The following is a 17,650-nucleotide window of genomic DNA, read 5'->3' as shown; positions in this document are numbered from 1 at the left end:
GGCCTGTGCTTTTTTCGCGCTGGCAGGGGGGAAATCCACCCGAGACATCAGTTCTCCGGCCCTGTTCTTCTCATGCAAAGGATGGACGACCCCGCCCCGGCCTATCGCCTAAGCTGCCGTCATGTGCCTCCTGCCCATCCGTGACCGTGACCCGGCTTCCCGGCGCACTCACCAAATCCCGCTAGAGTTGGCCTGATGAGGTTTTTCACGGGTGTCGGGGTGTTGTTGCTGGTGGGTGCGGCGGGGGTGGGCGGCCTGTGGTATGCGTGGGGCCGCGACCTGCCCAGCGTCTCTGATCTGGACGTACTGGAATTCAGCGGCCAGACGCGGGTCTATGACCGCAACAATGCATTGATCGGTACCCTGACCCCCAGCCTCAGCAGTTCGGGCGGCGTGAACCGCGACCTGATCAAGCTGAATGAGATCAGTACCTGGCTGCAAGACGCAGTCGTGACCAGCGAAGATCGGCGCTTTTTCAAACACAACGGCGTGGATTTCATCGGCATTTCGCGGGGACTGATCAAGGGCATCCTCAAAAACGATCTGGAGGGCGGCAGTTCCATCACGCAGCAGGTGGTAAAAAACACGCTGCTGGCCGACCTGAACAGCGCCCGCACCGCCGAACGCAAATTCAAGGAAGCGGTGCTGGCCTACCAACTCGAACGCAGCTTCGACAAAAAACAGATCCTGAATGCCTACCTGAACGTGATCTACTGGGGCGACGGGGGCCGCAGCGACATCGTGGGCGCGGAGACGGCGGCGCGGGCCTATTTCCGCAAGGGGGCCAGCGAGCTGAATCTGGCCGAGAGCGTGTATCTGGCGACCATTATTCCGGCACCCAACCGCCGTTACAAAAGTTTTCAGGCGTTCCGGCCCCTGATGAAAGACCTGTTGGGGCGCATGGTCGAAGATGGCCGCGTGACGCAGGCGCAGGCCGACGCTGCGTGGCGCACGCCGATCTATCCGGCAGGCTGGCGCATCGGCTGGAACGCGGACGGCAGCCTCAGAAGCGCGGTGCTGGAAAATCCGGCCCGCCTCCAGTCCAACCTGAACGCCGCCGAAGCCGCTCGCGGGGGAAACCGCTATCAGTACCACGCCTACCTGCAGGCCGTGGAAAAGGAACTGACCCCGATCATTGGCCGCAAGGCGCTATACGGTGGCGGCAAAATTTATACCGGCATGGACCTGCAGGCGCAGCAATCGGCAGAGCGGGCCAGCCTGAATGCCGATCTGCCCGACGGCGCGACCCTGGGCATCGCGCTGGTCAGCCCCAAAAACGGCGAGGTGCTGGCACTGGTGGGCCAGAAACTGACCGCAGACCGCCCCAGCGACTGGAACAACGCGACGCAGGCGCGGCGGCAGGTGGGCAGCTCCATCAAACCGCTGCTATATACGCTGGCCCTCTCTAAGGGCTGGAAGCAGAGCGACACCGTGCTAGACGCCCCCATTAACGGCGACTATCAGCCCAAAAACTACGACGGGCGCTGGACGGGCCGCTACCTGACCATGCGCTATTCGCTGGATCACAGCCTGAACCTGACCACCGTGCGAACCGCGCAGGCGCTGGGCATCGGCACTTTTGAAGCCAAACTGCGCGAACTGGGCCTGACCCCGCCGCCCAATGCGGGCCTGAGCCTGAGCATCGGCACGCTGGAAGCCAGCCCGCTGCAACTGGCCGCCGCCTACGCCAGCTTCGCCAACGGCGGCCTGTATTACGCGCCCACGCTGGTACGCCGCGTGCAAGATACCCGTGACAAGGTGCTGTACACCCGCCCTGCCCCGGCAGCCAAGCGCGTCTGGGACGCCCAGACCGCGTGGCTGGGGCTGGATATGCTGCGCGGCGTGGTCAACGATCTGGAGGCCCCGCAGGGTGGGCTGGCCGTGCGTGCCCGTATTCCCGGCGTGCAGGTGGGCGGCAAAACCGGAACCACCAACGAGATCAAGGACCTGTGGTTTGCAGGCGTGACCCCCACGGTGGCCGGGGCCGTATGGGTGGGCAAGCAGGAGGGCGGGGCGCTGCCGTCGTGGGCCTACAGCGGCGAAATTCCTACCCCAGTCTGGCAGGCGGCGGTGTCGGGGGCGCTGGCAGGCAAACCCGCCGCCACCTTTGCCGAACCCGGCGGAATCAGTTACCGCGTGGTGCGTCAGGTCAGGATGGCTTTTCTGGACAGCAACGCCGATGGTGAACCGGTGGCCCGCGATGGCAGCAGCAGCACGGGCGGCGGCTTTTTCTCGCGGCGCACCCGCACGCCTGCCCCGCAACCCCAGCCGGTACAGCAACCCAGTGAGCCGGAGGTGATCCCTGAACCTGTGCAGGAAGTGGCCCCGACAGAACCAGCGCCCGTAGACCCTGCCCCTGTAGATGCTGTGCCCGCCGAACCCGTGCCCACGGAACCTGTGCAGGAAGAACCTGCCCCTGCAGAAGTCGTGCCGGAGCCTGCCACCGATCCGGTGCCCAGTCAGGTTGTCACTCCCGCCGAACCCGACCCCCTCCCTGCCGAGCCGCTGCTCACGCCCGAACCTGTGCAGCCCGACGAATCCGGCACCACCGGAACCATCACCGAAACGCCCATCCAGCCCGATCCGCTGCCCGCCGAAGACCCCGAAGCCCTGCCCGACGATTCCTTCAATGACCTGCCCACCGATGGCAGCGTGGTCAACGAATTGCCACCCAGCGATCAGTGAGGGTGGTGTGGGCTGTATGTGGCGAGAAGCCCTATAGCCCTATTCCACCGGAATCAGCGTGATGTGGCCCGTGTCGGCGGGGCCGTCGATGGTCAGCACTTCGAGGCGGCAGGGCAGGTCTTCGCGGCCATGTTCGCGCAGCAGGTAACTCTGGGCGGCGCGGAACATCAGGGCCAGTTTCTGCGGCGTGACGCTGGCAGCGGCCCCGCCGTAGCGCGTGCTGGAGCGGTGGCGCACCTCGGTAAACACCAGCACCGGGCCGTCCAGTGTAACCAGATCAATCTCGCCGCCCCGAATGCGGTAATTCTGGGCCACCACCCGCCGCCCCAGCGCCTGCAGATGCTGGGCGGCGCGGGCTTCGGCTTCGGCTCCCTTCACGAAATTGGAGCCTTATTCAAGCCACAGGCCAAAGGTGCTGAAATCGGGCACGGTCAGCGATGCTCCGGCCCGTATCAGGGCTTCGGCAGGAGCCGTGGTCGTGAGGGCCACCACCGTACAGCCCGCGCCCGCCGCGCTCAGCACACCGTTCACGGCGTCTTCGTGGGCCACACAGTCGGCGGCATCCAGCCCCAGCCGCGCCGCGCCCAGCAGGAAGGGTTCGGGGTGCGGCTTGCCCCGCGTCACGTCCTCGCCCAGCACACGCGGCCCAAAGCGGGGGCCGAAGCCCAGCGCCTCCATCCCGAACGCCACGTTCACGGCGTCGGCACTCGTGACCAGCGCAAACGGAATGCCGCGCCCCTCCAGCGCGTCGAGGTAGGCGCTCAGGCCCGCCACTTCAGTCAGAGCGCCCGCCGCCAGTTCGCGGTATCGGCCCTCCTTGGCGTCATGAAAGCGCAGGGCCAGCGCTTCATCGGGGTAGGTTCCGGTCAGCCGCTCGATGATTTCGGGGTTGCGGCCCCCGTCTACTTTGGTGTCCAGATCGTGTTCCGAGAGGTTCAGGCCCAACACTTCCCGCGCCACTTCCTGCCATGCCTGACGGTGAAAGAGATTGTTGGCGGTCAGCACGCCGTCCATATCGAACAGCACGCCCGCCGGACGGGTCGGCAACGAGAGGGTCATTCCGGGCCGTGTCCCAGATCGGCCAACAGGTCGCGGTACAGGCGGCCCGCTTCCCGGCGCACCTCGTCTATGGTGGCGTCTTCGGAGGCCAGATCCAGCGCCACATCCAGCGCCTCTGCCAGCACCGCCGCGTAGATCGGCCACTGGCCCTGCGGTTCCTCGTCTTGCGGCTCCGCTTCGGGTTCGGGCCGAGGTTCCACGGCTTTTTGTCCTCTCTGTCCGTCCAGCACCCTCAGGGCCGCCTCGGAGGCCAGCCGCTCGGCGTCCTTTTTGCTGCGGCCCTCGCCTCCCTCGCCCAGTTCTCGCCCGCCCACCAGCACCCGAACCCGGAAGGTGCGCTCGTGCGCGGGGCCGTCGGACGACACCTGAAACGTGGGCGCACCCGCTCCCAGCGTGATCAGGCGGGCGATCAGGTCGCCCTTGGGATTGGCCTGAACAGGGTTGGCCTGAGCAGGGCTGACCTGAAGAGAACCGGGCGGGGTCGGCGGCGTGCTGGAAGTCATGGCATTTAGAGTAGCGCGTGTACCGCCGTCGGGCAGGGCCGCTACGTGTAGACCCGTTGGCCCCTCCCCTAGCGCGAAACGGTCCAGATGCCGCCAAATTCGGCCAGTTGGGTATTGGTGTCCGGCGTGGCGTAGGCGCTGATGCTGCCGTCCAGATACAGGGCGTCGGGGCACTTCAGCACATCCCGGAAAAATATGGCAAAGCTGTAAAAGTTGACTGGGCCAGCGCTGACCACGAACCTGACCCGCCCATCTCGGCACACGCCAACGCCGCTGCGGGTCTTGAAACTGGTGCCCTGCCGATTAAATTCCGGGTGCAATTTTCCGCCCGAGACCAGCAGAGGCCCCGACTGGGTGGCGTAGGTGGGGGCCAGATTCAGGCGGCGATACGCCTGCGTTTCGGTCACGCCCGCGCGTGTTCCCTTGATCCAGAAGACGCCGTTGGGCAGCAGCGCGAAATTACCCCCAGAGCGGGCATTGTTGAGGCCCACCAGGGTTTTTCCTGCCTGAATGTGCAGCCCCAGCGGGCGCGGGCCGGGGGCGTAAATCCCACTGTTGGTGGCAAACAACATCTGCCGACCCTGTCCGGCCAGACGCTGCTTCACGGCGTCGAAGGTCTGGTACGGCTCGCCAGTCGCGGGGTTTTTCCAGTGCAACTCCAGTCGGTCCTGGGCCAGATCGACCACCGCCACCGTATACAGCATCCCGCCCGAAGTCACGCGCTGCACTGCCAAGCCATCTGCCCGCGAACACGACGGCAACCCCAACAGCAGTCCTGCAACCATGCCCACCCGCACCTTTGTTCCCGGCCTGTTCATCACCCAGCATGATGAGGGCTATGCATGAGCGCGGGCCATCGCGGCTGAGAATAAAGCCTGGGCTTTACACTCTTTGCCATGTCCGCCCCACCCGATATCAATCCACCCCTCAGTACGCCGAGGCTGCGGCTGGAACCGCAGGTGGCCGCCCACGCGCCCGTGATGGTGGCGGCGCTGGCCGACCCACGAAGTTACCTCTACATTCCCGGAAAGCCGCCCACCGACACAGAGGCGCTGCGGCGACGCTTTGCCCACCAGGAATCCCGCCGCTCGCCCGATGGAGCGAACCTATGGCTGAACTGGATCGTGTACAGCGGGCAAACAGCGCTGGGAACTGTGCAGGCCACTGTTGAGCTGGCCGAGCGCACGGCAGCCGTAGCCTACGTGTTTGGGCCGGGAGCCTGGGGCCAGGGCTACGCCAGTGAGTCGATGCGGGCCATGCTGAGCTTTTTGCACGCTGGACTGGGGGTAGAAACTTTCGTGGCGCACCTGGATACGCGCAACGCGGCTTCACGGCGGCTGGTAGAACGGCTGGGCTTTGTTCAGACAGACCTGATTCTGGGGGCCGACAGGTTCAAGGGCAGCTTCAGCGATGAATACGTGTACAGCCTGTCTGCGGCGGCGTTTTCGGCCTCATCGCCCACACTGCCGCTTGACTTCCCGCCCGCTGGCCTTTAATCTCTTCTCCGCTGGCATGCCAGTGTCGATCAAGGTTGGTCCGGTAGTGTAGCGGTTAGCATATCTGCCTGTCACGCAGAAGGTCGCGGGTTCAAATCCCGTCCGGACCGCCAGAAGAAAAGAGAGTGAGGCCCAGTGCTTCGCTCTTTTTTTTGTGTGAATCTCGGCCATGAACCCTGGCCCGCAGCCTCGGCTGGGTCGCTGCCGATGGTCTGTCAGCGGTCAGGCCGGACAAATGCCATTCTTCACCCCACTTGCGCCCGCGCTGTGCCGTATTATGCCCCCCGGTTTCGCACGGCGTCCGTTGAGTGCCTGATCTGCCCCGGCGGGTCTGATGCTCCGAACCCCGCGCACGGCGAGCCTACCCCACTGCATCTATTGGAGGAGGACGCCCTTGACTACGACGCCCCTGAACCCCGGACAACCCTTTACCACCGTTGACGCTGCCGAACTCTATCAAGTGCCCAATTGGAGCGGCGGCTGGTTCCGCGTCTCCGACAAAGGCCAGATGGAAGTCACGCCGTCACCCGGTCTACACGCGCCCCTGCGGGCCATCATCGACGAAATCGTGGAGCGCGGCGAGAGCCTGCCCGTGATCCTGCGCTTTCCGCAAGTGCTGGCCGGACGGGTCAAGCACCTGAACGAAGCCTTTGGCGCGGCCATCACCGAATACGGCTACGGCGGCCATTATCAGGGCGTCTTTCCGATCAAGGTGAACCAGCGCCGCGCCGTGGTGGAAACGGTGGCCGCCGCTGGCTACGACTACGCCCACGGCTTGGAGGCAGGCAGCAAGGCCGAGCTGGCGCTGTGTCTGGCCCAGCGCATGCACCCCGACGCCCTGCTGTGCTGCAACGGCTTTAAGGACGACGGCTTTATCAAACTGGCCCTGTGGGGCCGCACGCTGGGCAAAAACGTGGTCATCACGCTGGAAAAGTACTCCGAGCTTGACCGGGTGCTGAAACAGGCCAAAGCGCTGGGCGTCAAGCCTGCCATCGGCGTGAGGTTCAAGCTGCACGCACGCGGCTCGGGCCAGTGGGAGGAGTCGGGCGGCGATCAGGCCAAATTCGGACTGAATGCCTACGAACTGTTGCGCGTGGTGGAGCGCCTGCGGGCCGAAAACATGCTGGACAGCCTGGTCATGCTGCACACCCACATCGGTTCGCAGATCACCGATATTCGCCGCGTGAAGGTGGCCGTGCGTGAGGCGACCCAGACCTACGCGGGCCTGATCGCCGCTGGCGCACAACTGAAATACCTGAACGTGGGCGGCGGCCTCGGCGTGGATTACGACGGCTCCAAGACCACCTTCTACGCCTCCATGAATTACACCGTGCGCGAATACGCCGCCGACATCGTGTACACCGTGCAGGAAGTCTGCCGCGCCCGTCAGGTGCCCGAACCCGTGATCATCAGCGAATCGGGCCGCGCCCTGACCGCCCACCACGCCGTACTGGTGATGCCCGTGGTCGATGTGACCGGGCCGACCCGTGACCTCGAAGACCTCGCGCCGCCCGAAGGCGACAGCCACCAGATCGTGAAGGATCTGGAAGAAGGGCTGGCGAACATCAGCGCCCGCAACTACCGCGAGATGTACAACGACGCGGTGGGCGACAAGCAGACGCTGCACAACCTCTTTGACCTCGGCTACGTGACGCTGGCAGACCGGGCACGCGGCGAGGCGCTGTTTAACGCCATCCTCCGCAAGATCGCCAAGCTGATTCAGCACGAAAAGTATGTGCCCGACGAACTCGAAGACCTGCAAAAAGTGCTGGCCGACAAGTTCATCTGCAACTTTTCGCTGTTCCAGAGCCTGCCCGACAACTGGGCGATTCAGGCGCTGTTTCCGATTGTGCCAGTAGACCGCCTGAACGAGCGCCCCACCCGGCAAGGCACGATTGTGGACATCACCTGCGACAGCGACGGCAAAATCGAGAAGTTTATCGACCTGCGCGACGTGAAAGCCACGCTGCCTCTGCACGAACCGGGGGGCAAGCCGTACTACCTCGGCGTGTTCCTGATGGGCGCTTATCAGGACGTGTTGGGCAGCGCCCACAACCTCTTCGGCAAGGTCAGCGAGGCGCATATCACGGTGCGTCCGGGCGGGCGGTATCACATCGACCTGTTTGTGCGCGGCCAGAAAGCCCGCCGCATGATCGAATCGATGGGCTACGAAGAACCCATGCTGCGCGACGCCATCGAGGATCAGGCCGACGCCGCTATCAAGGCCAAAATGCTGACCCCCGAGCAGGAAACCGAGTTGCTGGAAGACTACGGCGAGGAACTGCTGGGGTATACGTATCTGGAATACGAAGAAGAGGGATAAGCAGAACAGCGCCAAGCAGAGGGCAGGAAAAGAGTGGGGCGGCCAGCGGGAAAGGGCCGCCCTGATTCGTTTTCTGACACGGACTCCGCTCGAACCGAATCCCAAAAAGAGCAGGATTCAGGTCGGTTTCCGTATGAACCTTCCATGAGAGGTCTGCCAAGGCCCAAATGGACTCATTTCTGACCCGGCGTCATGCAGGGGTGAGGTAGGCTTTCTGTAGTGCAAGTCACCCAAAGTTTTCCCAGGCTGACGATTCCATTCTGGCCCTAAAAGGGCTGATCAGGAGAACCTGTGACCCTCGTTCCTGCACAAAGTAGAGCCACATCTACAACCCAACAGACCACGCCTCAGCAATCTATGGTGCGGCCAGCCTAAGCTGATACGCGGATGCTGCCACCTGCGCTGGCTGGACAGATGCATGCCAACACCAACTTTATTGCGGCCCATTACAGGGAGCCGGAAGCGATCGGCAAGCATCTGGCGGGTGTCATGCATGTGGAAATCTCGAACATGCAGATGGCAGGTATCATGTCTGTCAATGATGCCAAAACAGACTTCGCCAGCATCCTACTAACCTCCTATTTCAAGCGCATTCCCAAATCTTCCTGGCCTCAAATACTCAAGACTTATGAACAGGCAAGTGGAACCAGTTTGAGAGCAGACCTGGCTCAGTTGATTCCAGATGCCACTGTTCGGGAACCCCTTGTGGCCCTCCTGCCGTCGCCCATCGCTGCTGCAACCCTGACCTTAGACGCCTTCCTGGAGTTCTGCGCGGTGGGCCTGAGCTACAGCAACCAAACGGCGGAAGAACTGAACGAGGACACGCAAGACGAGCGGCGGCACAGCAACCCGGCAGCCCTCTTACGGCATTTCGGTTTTCAGGCTGGCCCACTGATTCTGGGGCGCTGGGGGTTTCAAATGCGGGTATTCAACCCTGTGGCAGGCCAAGCCCGCTGGCCCCATCCCATCGCCGCTTTTCGAGGTACAGAGGGCGTGCAGTTTGATCCGAAAGGCGATAAGGCGGCCAAAGCAGCCAAAGCAAAAGGGGCAACGGTGAGCGAGGTAGCCCAAGCCCGCCGCGAAGGGGTTGAGGGCACACAAGACACCATTATTGGCGACTTGGCCCCACGCGCCATCGGTTATATGCAGTACCGCCCCAATGCCGATCTGATCGAACAAAACCTTAAAGCAGCGCAGAAATATGGGAAGGCCTATTCTGTAGGCCACAGCCTGGGCGGCGGCATTGCCCAAATTGTTACCGCCCACATGCCGGAACTCATTCACCAGACCGTAACGTTTCAGGCTCCCGCCATCGACTCGGCGATGGTGAATCGGCTGAAGCAGTACAACGTGGGCCAGGGAAAAGCTGACCCGATAGAATCCCGCCATTACCGTGTGAAGGGCGACATCGTGCCTTCCGGTGGACAGGAAATGCTGCCCGGACAGATCAACTATTTTGACCGGGTATCACGGCCCAAAGGGACACGAGAAAGCTTCGACAATTCAATTGTGGAGAATGTAGTTTACGGACACATTACTCCCTCATTGAACACCTACGTGAAGAGTCAGCGCCCTGCGGTAGGTGATTTAAAGGCACTGGCTCAATGGGGTCTAAATGATGAAGCGACGTTAGACAAACAGGCTCCCAAAGACGTCAAAATCATCCCCTCGGGCGAGTACACAACGGCAAAAGACCCCCGCATGAAAGCGGAGAAGGTCAGAAGTCTATTGGCAAAAGGCATAAATGCTCAAGCCATTGAAGCTTCAGAAGACAGCTACGAAGTGGTTTTCTATCAGCACATCGCCTACAACACGTTGCTCTCACATGTAGAGATTCTGGCGAAAAAAAGCCTAGGCTACGAACAATTTGTGGCCTCTGCAACATCACTCATTGAGGGTACAAATCGGCTACCCATGGGTCAAAAAGAGTTGGAAATGGCGAAAGTGCTGAAAATAGATCTTATAGAGGTTGATCGAGGCGCTTGGCCCAGCAGAGAAGTTAAGACAGTCCAATCTAAGCTTCAAGAATACTTGCAACAAGGCGTTCTTATTGACCCTAAAGCAAGAGACACTGTGTTGGGGCAGTTGAGAATCATCTGGGGTTCATGGAGTGGTAGATGAGACGGGTGGCGCTAGTTTTAATGCTAGTTTTACCTTCTTGCAAGGAGCAGGCCAGCAATAGAGGAGTTAATGTGGTTGCGCCAATCTTAAGTACCGACCAGTACAATAAAAAAATTATGGATGTTTTTTCGTCCTCAGATTTTAAAGTTTTTCCGTGCAGCGTTTATAAAGATGGGAGGTTTAAAAACTCAAGCGCAAAGTGTATTTTTTCTAAACTTACGCGCGAAGAAGTGGTGCAAATAATTGAAGAGGGAGTACGAGAGTTCGCTTCCGAAGGTCTATGGGTTGAGGACTACGGGCAATACCACACTGGGTATCTTCTTAATCACGACTCAACGTATGAATTTGGCTTCGGTGTCTCTCGAGTCGCATATAAAGATTTGGATTTCAAGTCCAATCCAGATATCTGGGGCAAGTTCGAATCCGACATCATCTTCACTCCAATATATAAACGCAAGGAATAGCGGTAGCAAAGGCAAACGCAGTTCACAAAGATGGACGCAGCAATATTCTTGCGGGCAAGCTGATGCAGATCCCTGTTGCCATCTATGCTTTTTGCTGGATTTTGGATGGCCTTGGTTTTATCGACTTTTCCTGGGAGAGCCTTTTCGCTTCAGCCGATCCAAGTTTTATGGCAGCCGTTTTTCTGATCGGCATTCGCGCAATCTTGGTCATCTTGGCCTTTATTTCTGCCTCTGGGGACTGGTCTTGTGGAGCATTGGCGTGCAGCAGCGTGAAGCGTTCGCAGCACATCAAAGAACCTCTAGCTCAACTAGAAAACAGAGGCCGCTCCCCCAGCAGGGCAAACAGGAAACGAACGCGGCGAAGGACTTGGCGAACGGGCCGCACCCCTAGAGAAATTGGGAGAGCAGTGAAATGGAGCAAGGCGAGGGCTTTCACCGCCCGCTCCCTTTTCGCCGCGCCGCCCTGCGCTACCCTGTCGGTTATGTCTGACGCCGCACACACTCCCGCCACCCCAGAACACACAGGGCTGGTCACACTCGAAATAGAAAAACTCGTTGCCGGGGGGTTAGGGCTGGCCCGCGACGCTGACGGTGTGGTGCTGGTACGCGGAGCGCTGCCGGGAGAGCAGGTGACCGCCAGCCTGCGCGATGGCCGGGGCGTGCGCCAGGGCGTGACCCGTGAAGTCCTGCGGGCCAGCCCTGACCGGGTAGACGCCACCGCGCTGCCCACCGCCGATCTGGCCCACGCCTCGTACGCCGCCCAACTGATCTTCAAGCGCGGCTTTGTAGAGGAGGCCCTGACCCGCATTGCCAAAGTGCGCCACACCGTGCAGGACACCGTGCCCAGCCCCCGCGAGTGGTTTTACCGCAACACCGCGCAGTATCTGGTGACGCCTGAAGGGTTTGCCTACCGCGAACGCCGGGGCAGCGGCCCGCTGGTGGTGGGAGCCGACCCACTGGTGATGCCCCAGATTCAGGCCATCATGGACAAGTTGGACACCGAGCGCCTCTCCCCCGCCACCGAAATTGCTTTCCGGGCCAGCCTCCTGACCGGAGAAGTGGTGGCCGCCGTGATCGGCGCGGGCGAGACGCGGGCCTTTCTGCGGGCCAGCGATCACCTGATGGAAGCGGGCGTGGTGGGCGTGTCTCTGGCCCAGCCTGCCGGAAAACGCTTTAGCGCAGGCGTGCGCCTGATCGCGGGAGAGTCCGAGATTCGGGAGCAATTTGGGCTGGTGCAGGTCAGCGTGAGCGCCACCGGATTTGCACAGGTGAATCCCGAAGCGGCGGGGCTGGCGTACATCCGGGCCGCAGAACTGGCCGGAAAAGGGGAACATGCCGTGGATTTGTACGGCGGCGCGGGGGCCATTGGCCGCCACCTCTCGCCCAGCTTCCGCAAGGTGACGGTGCTGGATTCCTCGCCCGAAGCCCTGTCGCGTGGACGGCAGGATGTGGCGCTCAGCGGAGAAAAGAACGTGACCTACCGCAGCGGCGACGCGGCCCGTTTCAGCGAACTGGGCACCGATGTGATCGTGGTCGATCCGCCCCGCGCCGGACTGGAACCCGATGCCCGCGAGCATATCCACGCCTCTACCGCTGACCGTCTGGTGTACGTGTCGTGCGACCCCGCAACGTGGGCACGCGACATAGGCGACCTGACCCGGCGCGGCTGGAAACTGGGCGCGGTCATTCCACACGACTTTTATCCGCAGACCAGTCACATCGAAATCGTGAGCGTGCTGGAAAGATAACCCCCGTCCGAGTGGTCTGGACGTGCCGCCCCTCCCCCACCGCAAGCACCCTGTATGCTGCGGCCACAGCGGGCGGCAACTGGCGCTGAACGTGGGGTTTACCACGGGGAAGCCGCTCAAGCAAGACTGGATCGCACGCCTGGGTCGGACGCATCACCGCTACACGGTTTTTTTTCCTGTGGAGGCGGCTGGAGCGTCCGACTTTTGCTGTCAGACTTTTGCTGGCAGACTTTGAAGGGCACAGGAGGCTGGACATGACGGCACAACCAAAGAAGCGGGCCTTGATTTCGGTGAGCGATAAGGCGGGCGTGGTGGACTTTGCGCGGGCGCTGGTGGAGCGCGGCTGGGAGGTGCTGAGCACGGGCGGCACGCTGTCGGCCCTCATGGGTGCGGGCGTGGCGGCCACCGCCGTCAGCGATGTCACGGGCTTCCCAGAAATTCTGGATGGACGCGTCAAAACCCTGCACCCCAACATTCACGGCGGCATCCTGGCGCGGCGCGATGCGGGCCACCTGGCCGAGCTGGACGCGCACGGCATCGGCACCATCGACCTCGTGTGCGTGAATCTCTATCCCTTCCGCGAAACGGTGGCACGCGGGGCCGAGTTTGCCGAAGCGATTGAGAACATCGACATCGGCGGCCCCGCCATGATCCGGGCCGCTGCCAAAAACCATGCGGGCGTGCTGATTCTGGTCGATCCGGCAGATTATGAACTGGCCCTGCAAGACGACGTGACGGAAGCAGACCGCCGCCGACTGGCCGCCAAAGCCTACCGCCACACCAGCGACTACGACGCGGCGATCACGGCCTATCTGGACGGCACATCGGACGAACTGCCGACAGAATTGCCGCAGACGATGACCCTGAACCTCTCGCGGGTGGCCGAGGTGCGCTACGGCGAAAACCCCCACCAACCCGGCGCGATCTACCGCTGGGGCGAGGCGCGGGGGCCGGTACTGGATGCCCGCGTGGTGGCCGGAAAACCCATGAGCTTCAACAATTATGCCGACGCCGACGCTGCCTATGCCCTGTGCAGCGAACTGGCCGCGCAGGAAACCGAGGCGGGCGACCCCCGACTGGTATGCGTGGCGGTCAAGCACGGCAACCCGTGTGGCGTGGCGGTGGCCGACAGCGTGCAGGCCGCATGGGAACAGGCCCGTGACGCCGATACACTCAGCGTGTTTGGCGGGGTCGTGGCCGTCAGCGGCCCGGTGGATCTGGCCGCAGCCCAGGCCATGCGCGGTACTTTTCTGGAAGTTCTGATTGCCCCCGAGGTCACGCCAGAAGCGGTGGAGTGGTTCGCCGCCAAAAAGCCTGACCTACGCGTGCTGGTTGCTGCCCCCGCCAGCGCGGTAAGTGTGCTGGACTTGCGCCCACTGGCAGGCGGATTCGCCGTGCAGGAGCGCGACGCCCGCCCGTGGGCCGACCTGTGCCCCGAGGTGGTCACGGCCCGCCAGCCCACCGATACCGAATGGGCCGACCTGCGCTTTGCGTGGGGAGTGGTCAAGCACGCCCGCAGCAACGCCGTGGTGTTGGCACGCGGCGGCGTGACCGTGGGACTGGGGGCCGGAGCCGTCAGCCGGATCTGGGCCGCCGAACGCGCCGTCGCCAATGCCGGAGAGCGGGCCGTGGGCGCGGTGCTGGCCTCCGAAGCCTTCTTTCCGTTTGATGACGTGGTGCGGCTGGCCGCAGGCGCGGGCGTGCTGAGCATCCTGCAACCCGGCGGCGCAAAACGGGACCCCGAAGTCATCGCGGCGGCTAACGAACTGGGCCTGAGCATGGTATTTACCGGATCGCGCCACTTTAAGCACTGAGGGCCGAAGGGCGGCAAGGGCGAACCCCCCCATTGCGGTGCAATGCCCCCCTTGAGGGGAGGAATAAAGACAACACCACACCGCCACCCCGAATCGTTCCCGCCCAAAAGCGTGTGAGGCCGTCGTGCGTGCAACGCGCGGGCCAATTCCAGCTCAGAATGAACGGGCAATTCCGGTTCAGATGAGCGAGAAAGCCTGGTCTGAATACGACAAGATCACTCCTCCTCAGCGGAGCGAAAACTCCCCTGACCCCTTTGGGGGCGGGGGCTGGGGGGTGGGGGAAACCGTGGCAGCGACCCCAACACCCCGTCTCAAACCCCCAAACAGGAGCCAACATGTCAACCCCAATTCTGGGCAAACCACTGGCCGACACCGTGACCAAGGATGTAAAAGCGGCGCTGGCGGTCTGGCAGCAGGAAGGCTTCCAGCCCCATCTGGTCAGTGTGCTGGCCTCCGACGACCCGGCCTCACGGGTTTATGTGCAGAGCAAGGCGCGGCGGGCAGGACAACTGGGCGTGCGTTTTACGGTGCGTGATCTGGGCGCAGAGCTGGGGCCAGAGCTGACGCAGGACGCCCTGAATGCCGAACTCCGGACGCTGTCGGAGCGGCAAGACGTGCAGGGCATCGTGCTGGAATTGCCCCTCGCGGGGGGCCTAGACCCCGACCTGAGCCTGCTGCATCTGGCCCACCGCAAAGACGTGGAGGGGCTGACGCCTGCCAACCTCGCGCTGGTCACGGCAGGGCGTGAACCTGAAGCAATCCTGCCGCCCACACCGCGCTCGGTGCGCTTTCTGCTGCGTTCGGTGCTGGGCGACGACCTGCGCGGGCTGCGGGTGGCCGTGATCGGGCCGGGGCGAACGGTGGGCCGCCCGCTGACGTGGATGCTGGGCAACCGGGGCATGACCGTGACCGTGTGCAACGAACATACCCGCGATCTGGCAGCGGTTCTATCCCCACAAGACGCTGTGGTGATCGCAGTAGGCAAACCCGGATTGCTGCGGCCCGAGCAGGTGCAGCCGCATCATGTGGTGATAGATGCCGGAATCAATGTGACCCCCAGCGGCGTGGTCGGAGACACTGCGCTGGAAGTGGCCGAGGTGGTGCGGGCCTTTACCCCTGTACCGGGCGGCGTGGGGCCACTGACCAGCGCCCTGATGTATCAGAATCTGGTGCGGGCCGTGAAGATGCAGCGGGGCGAAGCGGTGGAGTGAGGGGCACTCACGTCCGCAAAAACGCCCCGACCCGCTCTGGCAATTCGCCCGCATCCATCAGGAAAGCGTCGTGGCCGTGGATGGAGTCCAGTTGCCAGTAGGTGCCGCGCCGCAACTGGCCCGCGTGCGCCTGCACTTCGTCTGCCGGGTACAGCACGTCGCTGCTGATGCCCACCACCAGCACAGGCACGCCGATGCAATTCAGTTCGGCGTCGCTGGGCTGAAAGGCGTCCATGGCCGCCGTGAGGGTGACGTAGGTGCGCTCGCAAAAGCGTTCGGCCAGCTTCTCGCCCTGATAGTTGAGGTACGACGTGATGGCGGGCACGCCGGGCCGCCGCGTGCTGGGGCCGCTCTGGGTGGCGGCCAGACTGCCCGGACTGCGGTAGCTGAGCATGGCGATCTGGCGGGCGACCTTGAGGCCCTCGCCGCCGGGAGCTGCGGCAATGGCGCTGCGGGCGGCGCTGTTCAGGCCGATGGCCCACGGAGAATGGCGGGCCGGTGCGCCGATGATCACGGCGCGTTCGACCAGATCAGGGCATTCCAGCAGCCACGCGTAGGCCAGCATGCCGCCCATGCTCGCGCCGATCACGCGCACGCGGCCCACGCCCAGATGCCTCAGCAGTTCGCGGCCCACACGGGCCATATCGCGCAGGGTGAGGGCCACCGGCTCGCCGCCCACGGTAGGCAGTTCAGACGGGCCGCTGCTGCCCGCACAGCCGCCCAGCACGTTGGCGCACACCACGTACTCCCGGCTGGGATCCAGCGGCTTGCCCTCGCCCAAAAATTCAGGCCACCACTCATGCACCGCGCTGGTTCCGGTCAGGGCGTGCAGCACCAGCGTGGCGTCGGAGCGGGCCTCACCGTAGGTGTGGTAGGCCACGCGCACGTTGTTCATGGGCTGGCCGCAGTCCAGCAGCAGCGGCCCTGCGCGAAACAGCGTGACGGTATGGCGGCGCGGCAGACATCGCTCTGGAGTGGCCTCCTCCGGTGCGAACGGCTCTGGCGGCGGCAGAAGTTCGGGCACGTAGGTCACGGCGGTCATAAACCTTCCGATTGAATCCCGCTGTTTTGGGATTCAATTCGAGGGGAGCGAGTAGGAAAAAGGTGGATTCCGGGAGATGGACGGACAGTCGGCGGGGTTCCGCCTGTTCGGGAATTGGACGGAATCCGTCTCATACGCCTTCCGCGTCCACGAGGGCGGCGGCCAAGGCCTGTGCAAAGTCCTCGCGGATATCTTCTATGTGTTCTATGCCCACCGACACGCGCACCAGCCCCGGCGTGACTCCGGCAGCGGCCTGCCGGTCCTCATCCAGTTGCGAATGGGTGGTACTCGCCGGATGAATGACCAGCGTGCGGGTATCGCCCACGTTGGCAACGTGCTGGGCCAACCCCACCGCGCTGATAAACGCCTCTCCTGCCGCCCGCCCGCCGCGCAACTCGAAGGTCAGCACTGCGCCGCCACCACGCGGCAAATACGTCTGGGCGCGGTCATAGTGTGGATGGTTGCTGAGGCCGGGATAGGTCACGCGGGACACGTCCGGGTGGGCGGCCAGCCAGACGGCCAACGCCTGTGCGTTCTGTGCGTGGCGTTCGGCCCGCAGGCTCAGGGTTTCTATACCCTGCAAGAATTGCCACGCCTGCTGCGGGGCCAGAGTCGGCCCCAGATCACGCAGCCCCTCGGTGCGGGCGCGGGTAATGAAGGCCACATTGGGCAGCCCCAGTGCATTGCCCTCGCCAAAAGCTTCCCAGAAATTCAGGCCGTGATAGCTGGGACTCGGCTCGGTCATGAGGGGGTAGCGGCCATTGCCCCAGTCGAACGTGCCGCCGTCCACGATCAGGCCGCCGATGCCGTTGCCGTGGCCGCCGATCCACTTGCTGGCCGAATGCAGCACGATGTCTGCGCCGTGCTGGACGGGCTGGCAGTAATAGCCACCCGCCCCGAAGGTGTTGTCCACGAACAGGGCCACACCCTGCGCGTGGGCGGCAGCCGCAATCGCCTCAAAGTCTGGGATATTCAGTGCCGGATTGCCGATGGTTTCCAGATACACGGCGCGGGTGCGGTCATCGATCAGGGCGGCGAATTCTTCGGGGCGCTCGTCTTTGCTCGTAAAGCGCACCTCTATGCCCAATCGCCGCAGCGTGACCCGGAATTGGTTCACAGTGCCGCCGTACAGGTTGGGCGTGCTGACGATGTTGTCTCCGGCCTGCGCCACGTTGGTGATGGCA

At 63.1% G+C, this 17,650-nt stretch carries 14 protein-coding genes, 1 tRNA gene and 1 riboswitch (1 of these 16 running past the window's edge); of the genes, 9 read left to right on the top strand and 6 right to left on the bottom strand.

What is annotated here, in order from left to right; translation table 11 throughout:
* Nucleotides 1-195 precede the first annotated feature (195 nt).
* The gene (locus F561_RS0112775; protein WP_019010359.1) at nt 196-2,685 is read left to right on the top strand and encodes a transglycosylase domain-containing protein; all 2,490 of its coding nucleotides are present in this window, start codon (nt 196-198) and stop codon (nt 2,683-2,685) included.
* Between the two features lie 39 nt (nt 2,686-2,724).
* Here F561_RS0112775 and F561_RS0112770 read toward each other — a convergent pair whose 3' ends face one another.
* From F561_RS0112770 to F561_RS0112755, 4 genes are all read right to left on the bottom strand, one after another.
* On the bottom strand, nt 2,725-3,063 hold the full coding sequence (locus tag F561_RS0112770; protein WP_019010358.1) for a YraN family protein: 339 nt from the start codon (nt 3,061-3,063) through the stop codon (nt 2,725-2,727).
* Nucleotides 3,064-3,075: 12 nt separating this feature from the next.
* Nucleotides 3,076-3,744, bottom strand: coding sequence for an HAD family hydrolase (locus tag F561_RS0112765; protein ID WP_019010357.1), 669 nt, complete (start codon nt 3,742-3,744; stop codon nt 3,076-3,078).
* Nucleotides 3,741-4,247 (bottom strand): putative dsRNA-binding protein, encoded by a 507-nt coding sequence (locus F561_RS0112760; RefSeq protein ID WP_019010356.1) that lies wholly within the window; start codon nt 4,245-4,247, stop codon nt 3,741-3,743. The genes F561_RS0112765 and F561_RS0112760 overlap by 4 nt, the downstream gene beginning before the upstream one ends.
* Before the next feature lie 68 nt (nt 4,248-4,315).
* Entirely contained in the window at nt 4,316-5,065 is a 750-nt protein-coding gene (locus tag F561_RS0112755; RefSeq protein ID WP_245556511.1) for a phosphodiester glycosidase family protein, read from the bottom strand.
* A 78-nt stretch (nt 5,066-5,143) separates the two neighbouring features.
* On the opposite strand from F561_RS0112755, the gene F561_RS25435 reads away from it, so the two are divergent.
* The 8 genes from F561_RS25435 to F561_RS0112715 all read left to right on the top strand — a co-directional run bounded on the left by F561_RS25435 (nt 5,144) and on the right by F561_RS0112715 (nt 15,424).
* Nucleotides 5,144-5,743: a GNAT family N-acetyltransferase gene (locus F561_RS25435; RefSeq protein ID WP_019010354.1), complete on the top strand. Its 600-nt coding sequence runs from the start codon at nt 5,144-5,146 to the stop codon at nt 5,741-5,743.
* A gap of 37 nt (nt 5,744-5,780) precedes the next feature.
* Nucleotides 5,781-5,856 (top strand) — tRNA-Asp (locus F561_RS0112745).
* Nucleotides 5,857-6,137: 281 nt separating this feature from the next.
* A complete protein-coding gene (gene speA, locus F561_RS0112740) occupies nt 6,138-8,066 on the top strand; it encodes a biosynthetic arginine decarboxylase (protein ID WP_019010353.1) in 1,929 nt (642 codons plus the stop codon).
* A gap of 387 nt (nt 8,067-8,453) precedes the next feature.
* Nucleotides 8,454-10,187, top strand: a complete 1,734-nt coding sequence (locus F561_RS0112735) for an alpha/beta hydrolase family protein (RefSeq protein WP_019010352.1) — start codon at nt 8,454-8,456, stop codon at nt 10,185-10,187.
* Nucleotides 10,184-10,651 (top strand): hypothetical protein, encoded by a 468-nt coding sequence (locus F561_RS28870; RefSeq protein ID WP_026298867.1) that lies wholly within the window; start codon nt 10,184-10,186, stop codon nt 10,649-10,651. Before F561_RS0112735 ends, F561_RS28870 begins: the two co-directional genes overlap by 4 nt.
* A gap of 482 nt (nt 10,652-11,133) precedes the next feature.
* A complete protein-coding gene (locus tag F561_RS0112725) occupies nt 11,134-12,399 on the top strand; it encodes a class I SAM-dependent RNA methyltransferase (protein WP_019010350.1) in 1,266 nt (421 codons plus the stop codon).
* A gap of 65 nt (nt 12,400-12,464) precedes the next feature.
* A riboswitch (ZMP/ZTP riboswitch) is annotated at nt 12,465-12,551 on the top strand.
* Nucleotides 12,552-12,653: 102 nt separating this feature from the next.
* A complete protein-coding gene (gene purH / locus F561_RS0112720; RefSeq protein ID WP_019010349.1) occupies nt 12,654-14,213 on the top strand; it encodes a bifunctional phosphoribosylaminoimidazolecarboxamide formyltransferase/IMP cyclohydrolase in 1,560 nt (519 codons plus the stop codon).
* Nucleotides 14,214-14,548: 335 nt separating this feature from the next.
* On the top strand, nt 14,549-15,424 hold the full coding sequence (locus F561_RS0112715; protein ID WP_019010348.1) for a bifunctional 5,10-methylenetetrahydrofolate dehydrogenase/5,10-methenyltetrahydrofolate cyclohydrolase: 876 nt from the start codon (nt 14,549-14,551) through the stop codon (nt 15,422-15,424).
* 7 nt (nt 15,425-15,431) lie between these two features.
* On the opposite strand, the gene F561_RS0112710 is transcribed toward F561_RS0112715, so the two are convergent.
* On the bottom strand, nt 15,432-16,466 hold the full coding sequence (locus F561_RS0112710) for an alpha/beta fold hydrolase (protein ID WP_019010347.1): 1,035 nt from the start codon (nt 16,464-16,466) through the stop codon (nt 15,432-15,434).
* 130 nt (nt 16,467-16,596) lie between these two features.
* On the bottom strand, nt 16,597-17,650 hold the 3' portion of the coding sequence (locus F561_RS0112705; RefSeq protein WP_019010346.1) for an O-acetylhomoserine aminocarboxypropyltransferase/cysteine synthase family protein. The gene runs 284 nt beyond the window's last position; 1,054 of the gene's 1,338 nt are visible here — the last part of the coding sequence; its start codon lies off the right edge, out of view — the gene reads right to left on this strand; it ends in the stop codon at nt 16,597-16,599.

Origin of the sequence: Deinococcus aquatilis DSM 23025 (genome assembly GCF_000378445.1) — a bacterium.
GTDB classification, from domain to species: Bacteria; Deinococcota; Deinococci; order Deinococcales; family Deinococcaceae; genus Deinococcus; species Deinococcus aquatilis.
The sequence above is the reverse complement of the archived record's forward strand: the minus strand, read 5'-3'. Positions and strand labels throughout refer to the sequence as shown.

Bases quoted from the DNA above. Each gene is read 5' to 3' on its own strand.
- F561_RS0112715 (WP_019010348.1), top strand. From the start codon at position 14,549: ATGTCAACCCCAATTCTGGGCAAACCACTGGCCGACACCGTGACCAAG.
- F561_RS28870 (WP_026298867.1), top strand. From the start codon at position 10,184: ATGAGACGGGTGGCGCTAGTTTTAATGCTAGTTTTACCTTCTTGCAAG.
- F561_RS0112735 (WP_019010352.1), top strand. From the start codon at position 8,454: ATGCTGCCACCTGCGCTGGCTGGACAGATGCATGCCAACACCAACTTT.
- F561_RS0112765 (WP_019010357.1), bottom strand. From the start codon at position 3,744: ATGACCCTCTCGTTGCCGACCCGTCCGGCGGGCGTGCTGTTCGATATG.
- F561_RS0112725 (WP_019010350.1), top strand. From the start codon at position 11,134: ATGTCTGACGCCGCACACACTCCCGCCACCCCAGAACACACAGGGCTG.
- F561_RS25435 (WP_019010354.1), top strand. From the start codon at position 5,144: ATGTCCGCCCCACCCGATATCAATCCACCCCTCAGTACGCCGAGGCTG.
- F561_RS0112775 (WP_019010359.1), top strand. From the start codon at position 196: ATGAGGTTTTTCACGGGTGTCGGGGTGTTGTTGCTGGTGGGTGCGGCG.
- F561_RS0112760 (WP_019010356.1), bottom strand. From the start codon at position 4,247: ATGACTTCCAGCACGCCGCCGACCCCGCCCGGTTCTCTTCAGGTCAGC.
- F561_RS0112710 (WP_019010347.1), bottom strand. From the start codon at position 16,466: ATGACCGCCGTGACCTACGTGCCCGAACTTCTGCCGCCGCCAGAGCCG.
- F561_RS0112755 (WP_245556511.1), bottom strand. From the start codon at position 5,065: ATGAACAGGCCGGGAACAAAGGTGCGGGTGGGCATGGTTGCAGGACTG.
- purH (WP_019010349.1), top strand. From the start codon at position 12,654: ATGACGGCACAACCAAAGAAGCGGGCCTTGATTTCGGTGAGCGATAAG.